Here is a 15,618-nt window from a genome sequence, read left to right on the forward strand (position 1 = left end):
CAGCTTTGCTAGAACATTTACTCTGCCCCGTGATGATTCACGCGCCAAAAATGCTAGGCTGAATGTAGAAGTGTTACCAGCCAATAGGTGTGGAGGTCTTGATGAAACCGCTGCCCACTAGATTGCTGCGAGGCTCAGGTTGTGCGCTCGCCATCGCAGCAGGACTGGCTCTGTCGGCCTGTAATGGAACATCCGGCTATCCTTGCGGAGGCAACGATTGTTCCGCCAGTTATTACGGATACAGCCCTTATTACAACAAGACGTATTACAACCTGCGTGGTCGCTATGCCCACTGCCACCCGGATGGCACCTGTCACAATATGCAGCACTGTAACTTCTACTGGGACGGCAACTTTTATCGCCTAAGACCGCCTGCGGTTGTAAATACCCAGTATCAAATTGTCGATCCACCGCCGCGCGCAAGACCTTACTAAACCTGAGATTCTGTGCTCGCCTAGTTGGCGCGCCTAGGGGCTTGGCCCCTGCCGGGCCTCTCCGGGGGAAATTCCACTTACCGGAGAAAGCACTATGAATAGAGCTGTTAAAACGGTGATTCTCACCGCCACGGTGTGCACAGCCCTAGCCCTGGGTGCCTGTGCCACCGATGGTTACTACACCACCTACACCAGTTACGGTGGCCCTAGTGGAGGGCAAGTCGCTTACACCTCCTCCTACGCTTATCCCTATGCCACGCCCAACTATTACGCTTCGAGTAATATCTATTTAACTTCCTACAGGACACCGGTTTACCAAACCGTTGGTTTCACTCCGGTGAATACTTACTATTACCGCGGTGGCTACGCCAGTTACCGATCCGCATCATTCCGCGGCCACCCTCGCTACCGGGCTCGCTACTACTATCGCGGAATGCCCTACTACAACCGTTTCTATTATCCTCGGTCACCCCACGCCCGCTACCGGGCCCATCACAGAGGCTATAGAAGTTATCACCGCGGCGGTTATCGCGGCTACCGGGGCCATAGAGGCCACTATCGTGTTCGCGGTGGACACCATCGCGGTAGACGCTAACTCCAAGCTTTATTAGGTAACTAACCCCGCTGTAGCAAACCATCAAAAGACGCAGCGGGGTAAGTTAATCGCCAACCTCAGTGCAACCGCCCACTTAAATAGCCTCACCATCCAAGCTCACTGTCGCCACTTTTAACAAATTGGCGCGCTATACATCTCAATGACAGCTATTACCTCTACCCTGAATAAACAAGTTCTTCGGGAATGCGTCACTCACACCACTCAAAGAGGTAACTGCGGTGCAGAAAATACTACTTATTCTGCTTGCCGTGGCCCTGGCGACAGGAGTTGCCGGTTGTTCGACAACCGCGCCCCAGGGAAGCCCAAAGTCATTAACCCTTGACGGTCAGAAGTTTCGCTGTGTTGAGCAGGAATTGGAGACCAAGGTACTGGTTAGATGTGTTCGTGCGGGGTAAGTTATTTGCACTGTAAGAATTTGTAATTTAATCGTTTGTATCAGGGCACGCGGACAATACGCAGGGTATCGGTGTGACCACCAATATCCTGTTGATAACCCCGGGATATCAAAACGAAGTCCCCTGAAATTAGCAGTTCCTGATCCAGCAAATAAGAAATTGCTTTTTGATCTCGCAGCGGGCCGTCCATATTAGAAACATCCATTAATACAGGGTCAACGCCGCTGTAGAGGGCTACACGATTGCAGCACTTCTGGTGCCGACAAAAAGCGTAAATAGGAATTAATGCACATACTCTCGACATCAATAACGCAGTATTTCCAGTTTCGGTCTGGCAAATAATGGCTTTAATTTCTCGGCAATGATTCGCTATGATCATGGCGGCCATGGCGATACACGCATCACCCGCAGGGTAATCGCCGCGAAGGCTTTCCGGCGTGGAATAAATTTTACGGTGTTTTTCTGCCCCAAGAATCACTTCAGCCATATGCTTAACGGTTTCAATAGGATATTCACCTGCCGCTGTCTCAGCAGATAACATTACCGCATCAGTACCATCCAGTACTGCATTGGCCACATCGCAGACTTCTGCTCGAGTAGGTACCGGGCTCGAAATCATCGACTCCATCATTTGTGTCGCAGTAATAACTACCCGATTGAGATAGCGGGCATAGCTGATTAAATGTTTTTGTACTCCCATTAATTCTGCATCACCAATCTCCACGGCGAGATCACCGCGCGCTACCATAATGGCATCACTGGCCAAGATAAGCTTCTCGAGTCGAGCATCATTGGATACCGCTTCAGCCCTTTCAATTTTGGCAATAATATGTGCTGTGCCACCCGCCTCTCTGAGTAACTTTCTCGCTTTGTGAATATCGCGAGCATCGCGAGGGAAAGAAACGGCTAAATAATCTACCTGTAACTCGGCGGCAACTTTGATATCCCGATGGTCTTTTTCTGTCAGTGCCGGCGCAGTAAGGCCACCTCCCTGCTTATTTATTCCCTTTCTATCAGATAACCAGCCACCATTTTCAACTTCAGTTTTTAACGACAAACCAATAATTTTTTTGATGCGCAAACTCAATCGGCCGTCATCCAGTAACAGGCGGTCTCCCTCATTACAGTCTTCTGCGAGTGCTTCATAATCAACCCAGACACCTTCAGGACTGCCACTATCTTTATCCCAATCCGGGTCCAAAATAAATTCTTCACCTTTGCGCAGATATATACGCCCATCAGTGAATTTTCCGACACGAATTTTGGGCCCCTGCAAATCTCCCAGCAGGGCAATATGTCTGCACTGACGCTCGGCTTCCTCGCGGACAAATTTTGCCCGACGCCTGTGATCATCAATTTTTCCATGAGAGAAGTTCAGGCGAACCATATCCACACCGGCCTTGATTAATTGCCGAAGTGTTTCTTCTTTATCGGTAGCTGGACCCAGGGTGGCAACAATTTTGGTGCGCCTGATCATATCGACGACCGTCCTTTAATCGATGGCCAAATACTATTTTTTTACATCAGTGCAAGCATAGCTTGTCACTGCTGTCGTCTCGTCACGGCAGCCAACAACTAAGCTTTTGTGAAAGCCGAAAAGTGGCTGGCTTGGGTGTGGGCTGGAGAAGGGTTTGTGTTTGGGAGTTATTCGTCGATGAGTAGGTTGGTACAAATATGGCTTCTGGGAGCCCTATTAGTTGTCGGCGGATGTCTAACAAACCGAATAGAAGAAGCCCAAGTTGTTCAATCCTCAGGCAGTATGGGAGCAGTCTGTGGTAAGAAGTGGCAGCTGGTGCGCCTGCGCGTCAATGGTGGGGTGGTCGACATCCAGAGGCCTGCGGACTTTACCTTTGTGTGCAATCTCCAAGGCAATGTCATGGGGAGGAGTGGCATAAACACCTATCGGGGAGAGGTGCAGGTAACCGATAACGGGCAGTTACTTTGGGATACCTCCAGCTTTGTCTCTACCAAGATGGGCGGCCCCGAACCCTTGCTGCGGCAAGAGCATGCCTACCTCGGTGCCCTCGCCGCCACTCGCCAGGCATTTACCAAATCGCGCGGGAATCGTTTGATACTTCGTGACCCCTCCGGTGATATCTATATAGAATACGTAAAGGCCGGACCTTGAACGCCGCCACAGAAGACCTGTAAATTTTTAGGTTAAATGTCGCAAAATCAATGAGAACGACATCATGCCACGTCGTGCTTTTTACTTACTACTGAGTATTATCGTATGCAACCTGGTGCTTGCAGGCTGCAGCACCCCCAATCCCCCTATTCCCCAACTCCAACGATCAGCTTGGTCTGCCTGTGAGCACGAGTGGGTGCTATCGAGCTTGTATTACTCCGGGCGCACTTATGACTCAACCCTGAGCTGGAGCAGGTTTTGGCGGGATAGACCCTTTTTCAAATGCGATCAATTTGGTTATGTTAGGGGCAACAGTGGCACCAATCCGTACCTGGGGCGATTTTCTCTCACTAGCAGCGGTGCTTTCACCTGGGAGCGGATTCCCGCTATTGCGCGCATGGGGGGAGCACACCCCAGCGATGAACTGGAGATCGATTACCTCAATGCCCTGAGAAAGTCTGATTTGATTGTTATCGTGGGTAACAAGATGATGATCAGCAATACCGATGGCAGTGCCTATATTGAGTTTGAACAAGTAGACCGCAGCTATCGCCAGGCCCAACCCTATAAAAAAGGCGACCCATTGGGTCGCCAGAATGACAATCAAGAAGAATCAAAAAGATGAGCTTTAGGAGTCTAAAAAAGCACTCTTGAGGGGAAAGCCTCAGCGGCGCATCTTAATTTGCATAAGTGACAGAAAAGTTACAAAAGAACCTTAACGGCGTTTTTGATGTATCTCCAGATTCTCCTGCCGCTTGCGTTCACTCTTTCTCAGCAGCAGATAAGTCGCTCCCAAGCCCCCGTGTTGGGGTTGCGCACTGTGAAAAGCCAATACTTCATGCAGCTGCGGCAACCAGTGATTGATACAGCTTTTCAATAACGCCGGCTGCTTACGCCCCTCACCCTTACCGTGGGTAATCAGGGCACAGCGCACATCCGCTTCAACACAATCACGGATAAATTCCATCACGGCCCTGCGCGCCATCTCCACAGAGTGGCGATGTAAATCTAGGCGCGCATCTATGCTGTATTTGCCCAGGCGCAAATTGCGATAGACCCCGTTTTGCACACCATCGCGCTTGAATTCCAACGGATCCCATGGCTCTACCAGATCAATATATTCACCGGACAGGGGGTTCATTTCCCGCTCTGTCAGGCGCGTGGCAGCGGCGCGGCGCTCCCGCAACATAGACTCAGATTGCTTCGGCTCCTTGCGCAAATTGACGCGGCGCTCCTGCGCCAGCGGTTTAACGTCTCCCATTTCACCGAGAGCGTCTTTAAATAATTTGCTGTCGCTGCTCACAAATACCCCCTGCCAGCGTCAGTCGAGAAATAAATCCTTGGTTAAATTGTCTGCATTGGCTGGATTGTGGGCATAACCGGTGAAATCCTTCACACCGCGCTCTGCCAACAGCTCTTCATCGATTAGCTGGCGACCGCTCAAGGCGACATCTTTAGTCGTCAGTATCTCGTAGGCCGCATCGGCCATAATCGAGGGCTTGCGGCTCTGCTCAAACATATCGCGACTACCCACCGCAAACTCAATCGCAGCGGTGGCCACCAGCGTGCGCGGCCACAAAGTGTTCACGCTGATCCCCGCCTCACGCAGCTCTTCCGCCAAACCCAGGCTGAGAATGGTCATACCAAACTTTGACAGGGCGTAAGGAGCGAAGGGCCCCAACCACTTGGGCTGGATATTCAGCGGTGGGCACAGGCTGAGGATATGGGCGTTGTCAGCTTTTTTCAGGTAGGGAGTCGCCAAGTGGGCGGTGAGATACACCGCGCGACTGTTGATACTCTGCATCAGGTCGTAGCGCTTGGGTGGTGTCGACTCAACATTGGTCAGGTTGATCGCGCCCGCATTATTAATCACAGCGTCGATGCCGCCAAATTTTTCGGCAGCCTCCGACATAGCCTGCTCTACTCGCTGCTCATCGCGCACATCCACCTGCAGGGCCAGGGCATTGCCGCCGGCTTTCTCCACTTCCTCCGCCACCGAGAAGATGGTTCCCGGAAGCTTGGGATGTGGTTCTGCCGACTTAGCGGCAATCACAATATTGGCACCATCCGCCGCGCATTTGAGGGCAATCGCCCGGCCGATGCCACGACTGGCACCAGTGATAAAGATGGTCTTGTCCTTAAGCGCCCCTGAATTGTTGGTCAGGGATACAAACTCTTCACTCATTTTTTCAGCCTCCGGGGCAGTCACTGCCGGACTGTAAATTTCCTTGAAGATCGCCGGCATACGTTTTGGCTTGCCAGTGGAAAGCTCAATGCACACCATCCGCCATTCGGCCCGCAATACCAATGCCTTATCGGCGGCGCGAAACACCTGAAAGCGGCGAGTCATATTCAGACGCCCGTCCACCTCAGTGAGCCAGGTGCCAAACAGCAATTCCTCCCCCTCTCTGGCCGCCAGTATATAGTCATACTCGCCATGACGAATTGCCATTCCCCGGTCAAGCTGCTGATAATTCGTGACATCCAGACCCAGGGCTGCGCTGTGCGCCCAGGCGGTGGCCTCACACCAGCGCACATATTCCGCATTGTTGGCATGACTCAGACCATCCACATGTTCGGCGCCAACCGTCACTTTGGTGATAAATGGGTTTGGCAGATCCCACTGCATAAGCGGCTCCAGGTTTGTGCTGCGGTTGCGGAGGGATAGTCAGTAAAATGGACGCTATCCCCGGGGAGATTACAGATATAAAAAAAGGCCCCGCTAAGGGACCTTTTTATCGTGCCAGCTGGGCTAAAACGAATTAAGCGTTCGCTTGAGCGCCCTCTGCTTCTTTCTGTGCCTTATCGAGGGCAGCAGCGAACAGAGCGTCGAAGTTCACCGGCGGCAACATCAGTGCCGGGAAAGAACCTTTAACTACAGCGTTATCGATCACTTCGCGAGCGTAGGGGAACAGAATTTGCGGGCAGGCAGTATTCAGGGCCTGGGCCAGCTGTTGACCTTCAAGGCCTTTGATACCGAACAGGCCAGCTTGTTTTACTTCCACCAGGAAAGCGGTGTCTTCTTCCAGCTTTACGGTGATAGTCAGGGTCAGAGCCACTTCGTACAGATCGTCCTCGATCTTCGCAGTCTTGGTGTTCAGCTCCTGATTAACCTGGGGCTTCCACTGCTTTTTGAAGACCTCGGCACCCATCGGGGTTTCGAAGGAGAGGTCTTTCAGGTAGATGCGTTGCATCGCAAATTGTACTTGTGGAGCCTCTGCGTTTGCCGCTGCGCCATTTAATTCTTCAGCCATGTTACAGCCTGTTCATTATAAAAAGTTTATTGATGCCTTCCGTGAGAAAGACTCCGGTAATAACTCAACAGTTGGGGCCTCGATAAAACGTTTCAAGGCCCAGACCGGATAAATAGCAAAAACTGGGGACCGCATGTTGGCGGCCGCGTCAGTTTTCCGCTTATCCCGCTGCTTTCAGCAATTTGTCGAGTCGGCCACCGCGCTCCAACGCCATCAGGTCGTCGCAACCACCTACATGCTTATCGCCAATCCAAATCTGCGGCACAGAGCGGCGCCCCGCCTTGTCAGCCATTTCTGCGCGCAAGCCGGGATTATTGTCCACAGGGATTTCGCGATAAGCGACACCCTTGCTATCCAGTAGCTGCTTGGCGCGAATACAGTAGGGGCAGAAACGGGTGGTATAAATGACAACATTCTGCATGACAAAACTCCGTCAAACTGATACTTCAGGTTAACCTTTGCCTTTAACGACAGGCAGGTTCTGGTTAGCCCACTCGCTCATTCCGCCCTGCAGGCGACGCACTTGGAAACCTTTCTGTTTCAGCATGCGCCCCACCGGACCTGCGTGCTGCCCCATCTTGTCAGCGACAATAATGGTCTTGTCTTTAAACGGTTCCAGCTCGGCAATGCGCTCAGCCACATCCCCGTGGGGAATATGCAGGGAGTCGACAATATGACCGGCAGTGAACTCGCTGCGATCGCGAATATCCAGCACCTTGGCCCCGTCGCTATTGATCAGCTTGGTCACTTCATGAAGTGATGCCGGCTCGCCAGACTTGAATCGCTCAGTCAAAACAAATGCGTAAAGCAATGCCACAAGCAGGCCGACCAACAGCCACTGCTCAGCTAAAAAGTCGAGAAAATCCACTTCGCCCCCAAAATCCTCAAGTGGTAATCAATAGGGCGCTACGGCGCCCAATGCCGGCGGGAGTATACACGATCATGGCGAAATTCTAATCAACCAAATCCCTCCGCCCCAGCCTCTTTGTAATCCGGCTTAAGCTAAATAACATGGTGAAATACCAGCCCCACAGGTTAAAATCCGCGTCCGCAATTTAACCCTTGGAAGAGGAATACTGTCGCTATGGCCGCTACGCAAGCCCCGCAAAAACGCCCCCTGGTCCTGCTGATTCTGGACGGCTTCGGCCACAGCGACAATCCCGAGCACAATGCGATTCACGCAGCCAAGTCTCCGGTTTGGGACAATATCTGGTCGACCCGCCCAAAAACCCTGATCCAGACGTCCGGGATGGCGGTGGGCCTGCCCGATGGACAAATGGGCAACTCGGAAGTCGGCCATATGACACTGGGTGCCGGTCGAGTGGTCTACCAGAACTTTACCCGGATCAACAAAGCCATCCAGGACGGCGACTTCTTCCGCAATACCGCTTACACCACTGCGGTCGATAAGGCTATCGCCAATAACGGCGCCGTCCATATTATGGGACTCCTATCCGAAGGCGGCGTACACAGCCACGAAGACCATATTGTCGCCATGATAACCCTGGCGGCACAGCGCGGCGCCCGCGCTATTTATGTACACGCATTTCTCGATGGCCGCGACACCCCACCGCGCAGTGCCGAACCATCCCTGGCGCGCCTGATGCAGGTGTGTGACTCCGTCGGCAATGCCCATATGGCTACCCTGGCCGGGCGCTACTTCGCCATGGATCGCGACCAGCGCTGGGAGCGCACCGAGTCCGTTTACGACATGCTGACCCTGGGTACAGCAGAGCACAGTGCCAGTGACGCCCTGGCAGGACTGGCCTCGGCCAATGAGCGCGGTGAAAACGATGAATTTGTCGCGCCAACGGTGATTGGCGAGCCCGCTCCGATCCAGGACGGCGATGCCCTTATCTTTATGAATTTCCGCCCGGATCGCGCGCGCCAGTTAACCCGCGCTTTTACCGAGCAGGACTTCAGCGGCTTCGAGCGCAAAGCCAAGCCGCAGCTGGCGGACTTTGTCATGACGACCGAATACGCTGCCGATATCCACGCCAGCTGTGCCTTCCCGCCAGAAAACCTAGTCAACTCCCTCGGCGAGTACTTGTCTGCAGAGGGCAAAACCCAGCTGCGCATCGCCGAGACAGAGAAGTATGCCCACGTTACCTTCTTCTTTAGCGGCGGCCGCGAAGAGCCCTACAACGGCGAAACCCGTGAATTGATCAAGTCACCGGATGTGGCCACCTACGACCTGCAACCGGAAATGAATGCGCCAATCGTCACTGACAAACTGGTAGCGGCGATTGAGAGCGGCGAGTACGACGCCATTATCTGCAACTACGCCAACGGCGATATGGTCGGCCATACCGGTGTTTTCGAGGCGGCGGTAAAAGCCGTCGAAGCCCTGGACCAGTGTGTAGAGCGCGTCGTAAACGCCGCTCTGACTGCCGGCGGCGAGGTGCTGATTACTGCCGACCACGGCAATGTGGAAGAGATGTTCGACGCCAACTCCGGCCAAGTCAGCACCCAGCACTCCACTCTGCCGGTGCCTTTTGTTTATATCGGCGAGCGCAATGTGCAAATGTGTGACGGAGGTAGTCTGGCGGATGTAGCACCAACCATGTTAGCGTTGATGGATCTGCCACAACCGGCGGAAATGACCGGCCAAAGTTTGGTAAAAATGGACTGATGAAAACTCTCGTACTCTTCCTGATCGCCCTGATTTCCCTGCCCGCCTGGAGCCAGGCAGAGGGAGATGAGCAGGCGCGCCTGGCGCAAATCAAGCAACGCATTGAGTCCCTGCAACAGGAACTCAACCAGGTGCGGGGCCAGCGCGACCAATTGCTCAAGGATTTGGAAGAGAACGAGAAAGATATTTCTGGGCTGCACCAGCGCATAGACAAGATCAAACAGGATATGCGCAGCCGCTCGGACAAGCTGCGCGAACTCCAGCAGGAACAACAGCAACTGCAAGAGTCGCGACGAAGTATGCAGCGGCGGGTCGAGCAGGAGATCGCCGCCGCATACCGACTAGGCCGACAGGAGCAGATCAAGCTCCTGCTCAACCAGCAAGATCCACAGAACGTCGCCCGCCATCTCCGCTACCACGATTACTTCCTCCAAGAACGCAGCCGCATCATAGACACTTACCTTGAAACCCTCACCTCACTGGAAACCGTATCCGCCTCCATTGAGCGCGAGCGCGAGACCCTGAAAGCGGAGCGAGAGCAACTGCAGAAACGCCAGAGCAAACTGCGCGTCGCACAGCAGAATCGCAAGGACACGCTGGATAAACTTGCGGCGCGGCTCTCCGATGGCAGCGGTGAACTCAAGCAGCTCCAAGGGGATCGCACACGCCTGCAAAAATTGATCGACGAAGTAGGCCGCGCCATCGCCTCACTGGTAAACCCCAGCGAGCAAAAACCCTTTGCGCGCCAGCGGGGCAAGATGCAGTGGCCTGTTGATGGCCGCCGCGCCAATGCCTATGGACAGCGCCGCGCCAATGGCATCACTTGGAAAGGTGTCACCTTGCGCGCCAATGAAGGGGAGCCGGTGCGGGCGATCCACCGCGGCCGCGTGGTTTTCTCCGATTACCTGCGCGGCCACGGCATGCTGGTTATCCTGGATCATGGAGAGGAGTACATGAGTCTCTACGCCCACAACCAGTCCCTCACCCGCAATATTGGCGAGTGGGTGGAAAGTGGTGACACCATCGCTCGGGTTGGCAATAGCGGTGGACTCAGCCATAGCGGTGTTTACTTCGAAATTCGCCACCGGGGTAAAGCGCAGGACCCTACAGTTTGGTGCCGCTCCTGATCGGAGCTGGCACAGAGGGCATAATACGAGGCGTAAAATCCCGGGCATTTTCCACGCACCCGTTATAGAGCCCCCTCGCAAATCACAGCGATCGGGATTACACACCCGCCTAATGCTCTCCACTTCATCTCACGACTCCCGCCGCTGTGCTAATTAAATGAGAAAGCACCACGACGAAAAGCTGCGGAGTAGCGGCTTTTTTATCGCCAAAAGAGAATAAGAGCGGGAGCCAACCCAGGTGTAAGACCCCTGGGCTTATGACGACTAAGATCGTGACACTGTAGAATTTGGCGTCCGCTTAGAATCCCTGCCAATCTCTGCGGTCTACACTTTCGCAAAGCAGCGAAGAAATAAGGCAGAGGTCACAACAACATGTTTATCCCCAAGGCGCTGACAACCTTGATCGGCGCAGCCGCTCTGACAGCCCTGCCTTTAATGGGTTTGACCGACGGCGATAGCCATTCCCAGGTGGCTGCAGACACTGAAGCCCGCCTGCCGCTGGAAGATCTGCGCAGCTTTGCCAAAGTTTTCGAGCAAATTCGCCAGGGCTATATCGAGGAAGTGGACGACCGCACCCTGCTGGAATACGCCATCAAGGGCATGCTGCAAGGCCTAGACCCGCACTCCTCCTACCTTGATCGCCGATCCTTTGACGATTTACAAGCCAACACCACCGGTGAGTTTGCCGGCCTCGGGATCGAGGTGGGCATCGAAAACGACCATATCACCGTCGTCACCCCCATGGACGACACCCCCGCCTCCCGCGCTGGCCTCAAGGCCGGCGATGTCATACTGCGCTTGTCGGGCAAATCCATGAAGGGCGTGAGCCTGGATGAAGCGGTGGAGTGGATGCGTGGGCCCAAGGGCAGCAGTGTCACCCTGACCATCGCTCGCAAAGGTTTTAAAGAACCTTTCGATGTAACTCTCAAGCGGGACACCGTGCGCGTGCGCAGTGTGCGCAGCAAAGTCCTCGATGATGGCTACGGTTATCTGCGCATCAGCCAGTTCCAGCTGGACACCGGCGCCGATGTGGCCGACGAGCTGATCAAGTTGCAGAAGAAAGGCGCACTGAAAGGGCTAGTTATCGACCTGCGCAACAACCCCGGTGGCGTGCTGCAATCCTCGGTGGAAGTAGCGGATGCATTTTTGGAAGAGGGCCTGGTGGTCTACACCGAAGGTCGCAATGAAGCCGCCAACCTGAGCTATTCCGCCGAGCCGGGCGATTTAACCGAAGGCGCTCCGCTGGTTGTATTAATCAACGCGGGCTCCGCCTCTGCAGCGGAAATTGTCGCCGGCGCCCTACAGGACCACCGCCGCGCAGTGGTGATGGGCACCGACAGCTTCGGCAAGGGCTCGGTCCAAACGGTGATCCCTATCAATAATGAGCGCGCCATCAAGCTGACAACTGCGCTCTACTTCACTCCCAATGGCCGCTCAATACAGGCCCAGGGCATCACACCAGATATCGTGGTAGAGCGGGTGAAAGTTACCCGCTTGGACGACTCTCCCAGACCCACTGAAGCGGATTTGGCCGGGCATCTGGACAACGGTAACGGTGGTGCCGACCGGACTTCTGAAGACCGCTCGAGAGAACAGGAAGAACGGGAAGACTGGATGGATCGCGACAATCAAATCTTCGAAGCCCTCAATGTACTCAAGGGCCTCAATCTCTACGCTCACAGGGACAGGGGTTTGCGCGAGCGCCTTGCCCGCGCAGACGAACAGCAGTAAGCAGAGTGCGGCGGGCCCTGGGCCCGCCGTGCAAGACCTACACCTACCTACAAGCGCATTTCAATCCCTGCGCTGTGCATAAACGCTTTCGCTTCGGCAATGGTGTATTCGCCGAAGTGAAAAATACTCGCAGCCAATACCGCATCCGCACCGCCGTGCAATACGCCATCCGCCAGGTGCTGTAGATCTCCCACACCACCGGAAGCAATGACTGGCACTTGAACCGCCTCAGTAACTGCCCGGGTCAGGGCCAGGTCAAAACCGTTCTTGGTGCCGTCGCGATCCATACTGGTCAGCAGGATTTCGCCGGCACCGTATTCGGCCATCTGCCGGGCCCAGGCCACAGCATCGATGCCAGTGGGCTGGCGCCCGCCATGGGTGAAGATCTCCCAGCGGCCCTCTCCCACCTGCTTGGCATCAATGGCCACCACAATACACTGGCTGCCAAAGCGCTCGGCGGCCTCGCGTACAAACTCGGGATTTTTCACCGCCGCTGAATTGATTGCAGTCTTGTCCGCACCGGCATTCAGCAGATTGCGGATATCTTGCAAGGTGCGCACACCGCCGCCGACAGTGAGGGGGATAAACACCTCATGGGCCATTTTCTCCACCGTGTGCAGGATGGTATCGCGCTGCTCATGGGTGGCGGTGATATCGAGGAAAGTGACTTCATCCGCGCCCGCTTCGTTGTAGCGGCGGGCAATTTCCACCGGGTCGCCGGCATCGCGGATATCGACAAAGTTAACGCCCTTCACCACGCGGCCGTTGTCCACATCCAGACAGGGAATAATACGTTTCGCCAGAGCCATTATTTGTTCCGTTGGTCGCAAAGCTGCTGCGCTTCGCGCAGGTTCAACTTGTCTTCATAGATCGCCCGGCCGGTAATCGCACCGTAGATTTCACCGGCATCCAACAGCTGTTCAATGTCCTCAATGCTGCTGACACCGCCGGAGGCAATAATAGGCACCTGCACTGCGCGGGCCATTTCCAGAGTCGCCTCAATATTGACGCCTTGCATCATCCCGTCGCGGGCAATATCTGTATAAACAATAGAGCTGACGCCACAATCGGCAAAGCGCTTGGCCAGTTCTGTCGCCTTCAGCTCGGAGACCTCAGCCCAGCCCTCAGTAGCCACCAAGCCATCTTTGGCATCGAGCCCGACAATAATATGGCCCTCAAACTCGCGACACGCCTCTTCCACCAGCTTGGGATTTTTTACCGCCGCAGTGCCGATAATCCCCCACTGCACACCGGCATCCAGATAGCGCTCGATAGTGTGCAAATCGCGAATGCCTCCGCCAATTTGCACCGGTAAATCGGGAAACTGTTTGGCGATAGCAGTTACCGCTTCACCGTTCACCGGGTTGCCGGCGAAGGCGCCGTTCAAGTCCACCAGGTGCAGGCGCTTAGCCCCCTCGTTCACCCAGTGCTGGGCTGTCGCCAGGGGATCATCGGAAAATACAGTGGCGTCATCCATCTCGCCCTGGCGCAGGCGCACGCATTGGCCGTCTTTTAAATCTATCGCGGGAATTACAATCATGTCTTTTCTTACGTCGGCAGTAATTTCAGTGTGATCGGTGAGCTGGGTCTATTGAGCCCGGCCGTTCCAGTGGACAAAGTTCTTTAACAGCTGCAAGCCAGCCTCGGCACTCTTCTCCGGGTGGAACTGGGTGGCGAAGATATTCTCCCTGGCAACTGCGGCAGCCAGAGGGACACCGTATTCAGTTTGCCCGGCAATATCCGGGTTTTCAGCAGCCGGCACATAGTAACTGTGGACAAAGTAGAAACGGCTGCCATCGGCAATATCGGCCCACAGGGGGTGCGGCTGCCGCTGCTGAACACTGTTCCAGCCCATATGGGGCACCTTGAGCCGTTCAGCACTCTGCGCCGGGGGAATGTTGTCGCCGAAGAATTTCACCGGCTCCGGGAAAATCCCCAGGCAATCAATGCCATTATTCTCCTCGCTGTGGTGCATCATGATCTGCATACCCACACAGATACCCAGCACCGGGGTACCCACACTGATGGCCTCGCGAAGCAGCGGCGAAAAACCCGCATCGACAAACCCTGCCATACAATCCCGAATGGCACCCACACCGGGCACCACCAGGCGCTCTGCGCCCTCGGCCTGCTCCGGAGTTTGTGCCAGCACCACCTCGGCCTCCGGCGCCACCTTGTTCAGGGCGCTGGCCACCGAGTGCAGGTTGCCCATACCGTAATCGAGTACCGCAATCTTACCCATCACAAGACTCCTTTGGTGGAGGGCATGGTGCCGGCCATACGGGGGTCCGGGGTCAACGCCATACGCAGGGCGCGGCCAAAGGCTTTAAATACAGTTTCCACCTGATGGTGAGCGTTGTGGCCACGCAGGCAGTCAATATGTACTGTTACCAGCGCGTGATTGACGAAGCCCTGGAAGAACTCAAAAAACAGTTCGGTATCAAAGTTGCCGATCCGCTTCTGGGTGAAAGGCACATCCATAACCAGGCCGGGCCGCCCGGAGAAGTCGATTACGACCCGGGAAAGCGCCTCATCCAATGGGACATAGCTGTGGCCGTAACGGGTCATCCCCTTTTTATCTCCCAGCGCTTCGGTAATGGCTTTGCCCAGGGTAATGCCGATATCTTCCACCGTATGATGGTCATCGATATGAATATCGCCATCGCAGCTAATGTCCATGTCGATCATGCCGTGGCGGGCAATTTGATCGAGCATATGCTCCAGGAAAGGAACCCCAGTCGCGAACTTGCCATGACCTTGGCCGTCCAGGTTAACGCTGACTTGAATCTTGGTTTCCAGGGTGTCACGGGTGACGCTAGCTGTACGCATCGAAAGCGATCCTTATTTGCACGATAAGACAGAGGGCGCAAATTATAGGATGAATGACATCCCCTGTGGCTCTCTAGTGTCAGATGAAACTTGATTCGTAATTGTTTAGCCCTATCATGCTCCGCATGGTTACTCTAAAGCGCCGAAAATCCCATTACTGGGCCAGCCTGTTCCTGTTACTCGCCGTAGTAGCAGCTCAGCCGCTGTGGGCGGAGCACTTTCACCTGGGCAATACCCAGGTAGAGATGTGTGACCTGTGTTGCATGCATTCACCTGCAGCACTCGGCAGCGAGCCATTGCTCGTACAGGCTGAGCCCCAAAGTCACTATGAACGGCCCTCTGCGCCAACCGCGCGCGATCGCCAGCCAGAGCGCCAGAGTGCGCGCGCCCCTCCCTTCTTCCTGTCACTCAGCTAACACCCAAAAACCGATATTTTTTAGTGAATGCCCGCGCTGGAGCGCGTATGGCATTG

19 protein-coding genes are annotated in these 15,618 nt (G+C 54.8%); 9 read left to right on the top strand and 10 right to left on the bottom strand.

All coding sequences use genetic code 11. The features are described 5' to 3' along the window. The first annotated feature begins 101 nt into the window (after positions 1–101). The 3 genes from QT397_25790 to QT397_25800 all read left to right on the top strand — a co-directional run bounded on the left by QT397_25790 (position 102) and on the right by QT397_25800 (position 1,445). The gene (locus QT397_25790) at positions 102–434 is read left to right on the top strand and encodes a hypothetical protein (GenBank protein ID WNZ56203.1); all 333 of its coding nucleotides are present in this window, start codon (positions 102–104) and stop codon (positions 432–434) included. A gap of 94 nt (positions 435–528) precedes the next feature. Continuing rightward, positions 529–1,029, top strand: a complete 501-nt coding sequence (locus tag QT397_25795) for a hypothetical protein (GenBank protein ID WNZ56204.1) — start codon at positions 529–531, stop codon at positions 1,027–1,029. 239 nt (positions 1,030–1,268) lie between these two features. After that, a complete protein-coding gene (locus QT397_25800; GenBank protein ID WNZ56205.1) occupies positions 1,269–1,445 on the top strand; it encodes a hypothetical protein in 177 nt (58 codons plus the stop codon). A gap of 40 nt (positions 1,446–1,485) precedes the next feature. Here the strand turns inward: QT397_25800 and pyk are convergent, their stop codons facing one another. Next, positions 1,486–2,922, bottom strand: coding sequence for a pyruvate kinase (gene pyk / locus QT397_25805; GenBank protein WNZ56206.1), 1,437 nt, complete (start codon positions 2,920–2,922; stop codon positions 1,486–1,488). Between the two features lie 177 nt (positions 2,923–3,099). On the opposite strand from pyk, the gene QT397_25810 reads away from it, so the two are divergent. Then, positions 3,100–3,573: an META domain-containing protein gene (locus QT397_25810; GenBank protein ID WNZ56207.1), complete on the top strand. Its 474-nt coding sequence runs from the start codon at positions 3,100–3,102 to the stop codon at positions 3,571–3,573. 64 nt (positions 3,574–3,637) lie between these two features. Beyond that, complete coding sequence (locus tag QT397_25815; protein WNZ56208.1) at positions 3,638–4,198, top strand: META domain-containing protein; 561 nt, start codon at positions 3,638–3,640, stop codon at positions 4,196–4,198. Positions 4,199–4,288: 90 nt separating this feature from the next. Here the strand turns inward: QT397_25815 and smrA are convergent, their stop codons facing one another. The 5 genes from smrA to QT397_25840 all read right to left on the bottom strand — a co-directional run bounded on the left by smrA (position 4,289) and on the right by QT397_25840 (position 7,695). Beyond that, positions 4,289–4,876, bottom strand: coding sequence for a DNA endonuclease SmrA (smrA, locus tag QT397_25820; protein ID WNZ56209.1), 588 nt, complete (start codon positions 4,874–4,876; stop codon positions 4,289–4,291). Between the two features lie 18 nt (positions 4,877–4,894). After that, complete coding sequence (locus QT397_25825) at positions 4,895–6,202, bottom strand: SDR family oxidoreductase (protein ID WNZ56210.1); 1,308 nt, start codon at positions 6,200–6,202, stop codon at positions 4,895–4,897. A gap of 133 nt (positions 6,203–6,335) precedes the next feature. Beyond that, positions 6,336–6,827 carry a protein-export chaperone SecB gene (gene secB, locus QT397_25830; GenBank protein ID WNZ56211.1) on the bottom strand — a complete coding sequence of 164 codons (492 nt, stop codon included), beginning with the start codon at positions 6,825–6,827 and terminating at the stop codon, positions 6,336–6,338. 160 nt (positions 6,828–6,987) lie between these two features. After that, positions 6,988–7,248 carry a glutaredoxin 3 gene (gene grxC / locus QT397_25835; GenBank protein WNZ56212.1) on the bottom strand — a complete coding sequence of 87 codons (261 nt, stop codon included), beginning with the start codon at positions 7,246–7,248 and terminating at the stop codon, positions 6,988–6,990. A gap of 30 nt (positions 7,249–7,278) precedes the next feature. Next, positions 7,279–7,695, bottom strand: coding sequence for a rhodanese-like domain-containing protein (locus QT397_25840; protein WNZ56213.1), 417 nt, complete (start codon positions 7,693–7,695; stop codon positions 7,279–7,281). Positions 7,696–7,911: 216 nt separating this feature from the next. Between QT397_25840 and gpmI the strand changes: the two genes are divergently transcribed. From gpmI to QT397_25855, 3 genes are all read left to right on the top strand, one after another. Continuing rightward, a complete protein-coding gene (gpmI, locus tag QT397_25845) occupies positions 7,912–9,459 on the top strand; it encodes a 2,3-bisphosphoglycerate-independent phosphoglycerate mutase (GenBank protein WNZ56214.1) in 1,548 nt (515 codons plus the stop codon). Further along, positions 9,459–10,586 carry a peptidoglycan DD-metalloendopeptidase family protein gene (locus tag QT397_25850; GenBank protein ID WNZ56215.1) on the top strand — a complete coding sequence of 376 codons (1,128 nt, stop codon included), beginning with the start codon at positions 9,459–9,461 and terminating at the stop codon, positions 10,584–10,586. Before gpmI ends, QT397_25850 begins: the two co-directional genes overlap by 1 nt. Positions 10,587–10,958: 372 nt before the next feature. Continuing rightward, positions 10,959–12,317, top strand: a complete 1,359-nt coding sequence (locus QT397_25855; GenBank protein ID WNZ56216.1) for a S41 family peptidase — start codon at positions 10,959–10,961, stop codon at positions 12,315–12,317. 47 nt (positions 12,318–12,364) lie between these two features. On the opposite strand, the gene hisF is transcribed toward QT397_25855, so the two are convergent. From hisF to hisB, 4 genes are read right to left on the bottom strand one after another with little or no spacing between them, the layout of a single operon-like run. Further along, positions 12,365–13,126, bottom strand: a complete 762-nt coding sequence (hisF, locus tag QT397_25860; protein WNZ56217.1) for an imidazole glycerol phosphate synthase subunit HisF — start codon at positions 13,124–13,126, stop codon at positions 12,365–12,367. Next, entirely contained in the window at positions 13,126–13,857 is a 732-nt protein-coding gene (gene hisA, locus QT397_25865; protein WNZ56218.1) for a 1-(5-phosphoribosyl)-5-[(5-phosphoribosylamino)methylideneamino]imidazole-4-carboxamide isomerase, read from the bottom strand. The genes hisF and hisA overlap by 1 nt, the downstream gene beginning before the upstream one ends. 48 nt (positions 13,858–13,905) lie before the next feature. Further along, complete coding sequence (hisH, locus tag QT397_25870; GenBank protein WNZ56219.1) at positions 13,906–14,559, bottom strand: imidazole glycerol phosphate synthase subunit HisH; 654 nt, start codon at positions 14,557–14,559, stop codon at positions 13,906–13,908. Next, a complete protein-coding gene (gene hisB, locus QT397_25875) occupies positions 14,559–15,146 on the bottom strand; it encodes an imidazoleglycerol-phosphate dehydratase HisB (GenBank protein WNZ56220.1) in 588 nt (195 codons plus the stop codon). Before hisB ends, hisH begins: the two co-directional genes overlap by 1 nt. Before the next feature lie 125 nt (positions 15,147–15,271). Here hisB and QT397_25880 point away from each other — a divergent pair, with 125 nt between their 5' ends. Next, the gene (locus tag QT397_25880) at positions 15,272–15,562 is read left to right on the top strand and encodes a hypothetical protein (GenBank protein WNZ56221.1); all 291 of its coding nucleotides are present in this window, start codon (positions 15,272–15,274) and stop codon (positions 15,560–15,562) included. Positions 15,563–15,618 lie beyond the last annotated feature (56 nt).

It is taken from the genome of Microbulbifer sp. MKSA007 (assembly GCA_032615215.1).
GTDB lineage: Bacteria > Pseudomonadota > Gammaproteobacteria > Pseudomonadales > Cellvibrionaceae > Microbulbifer.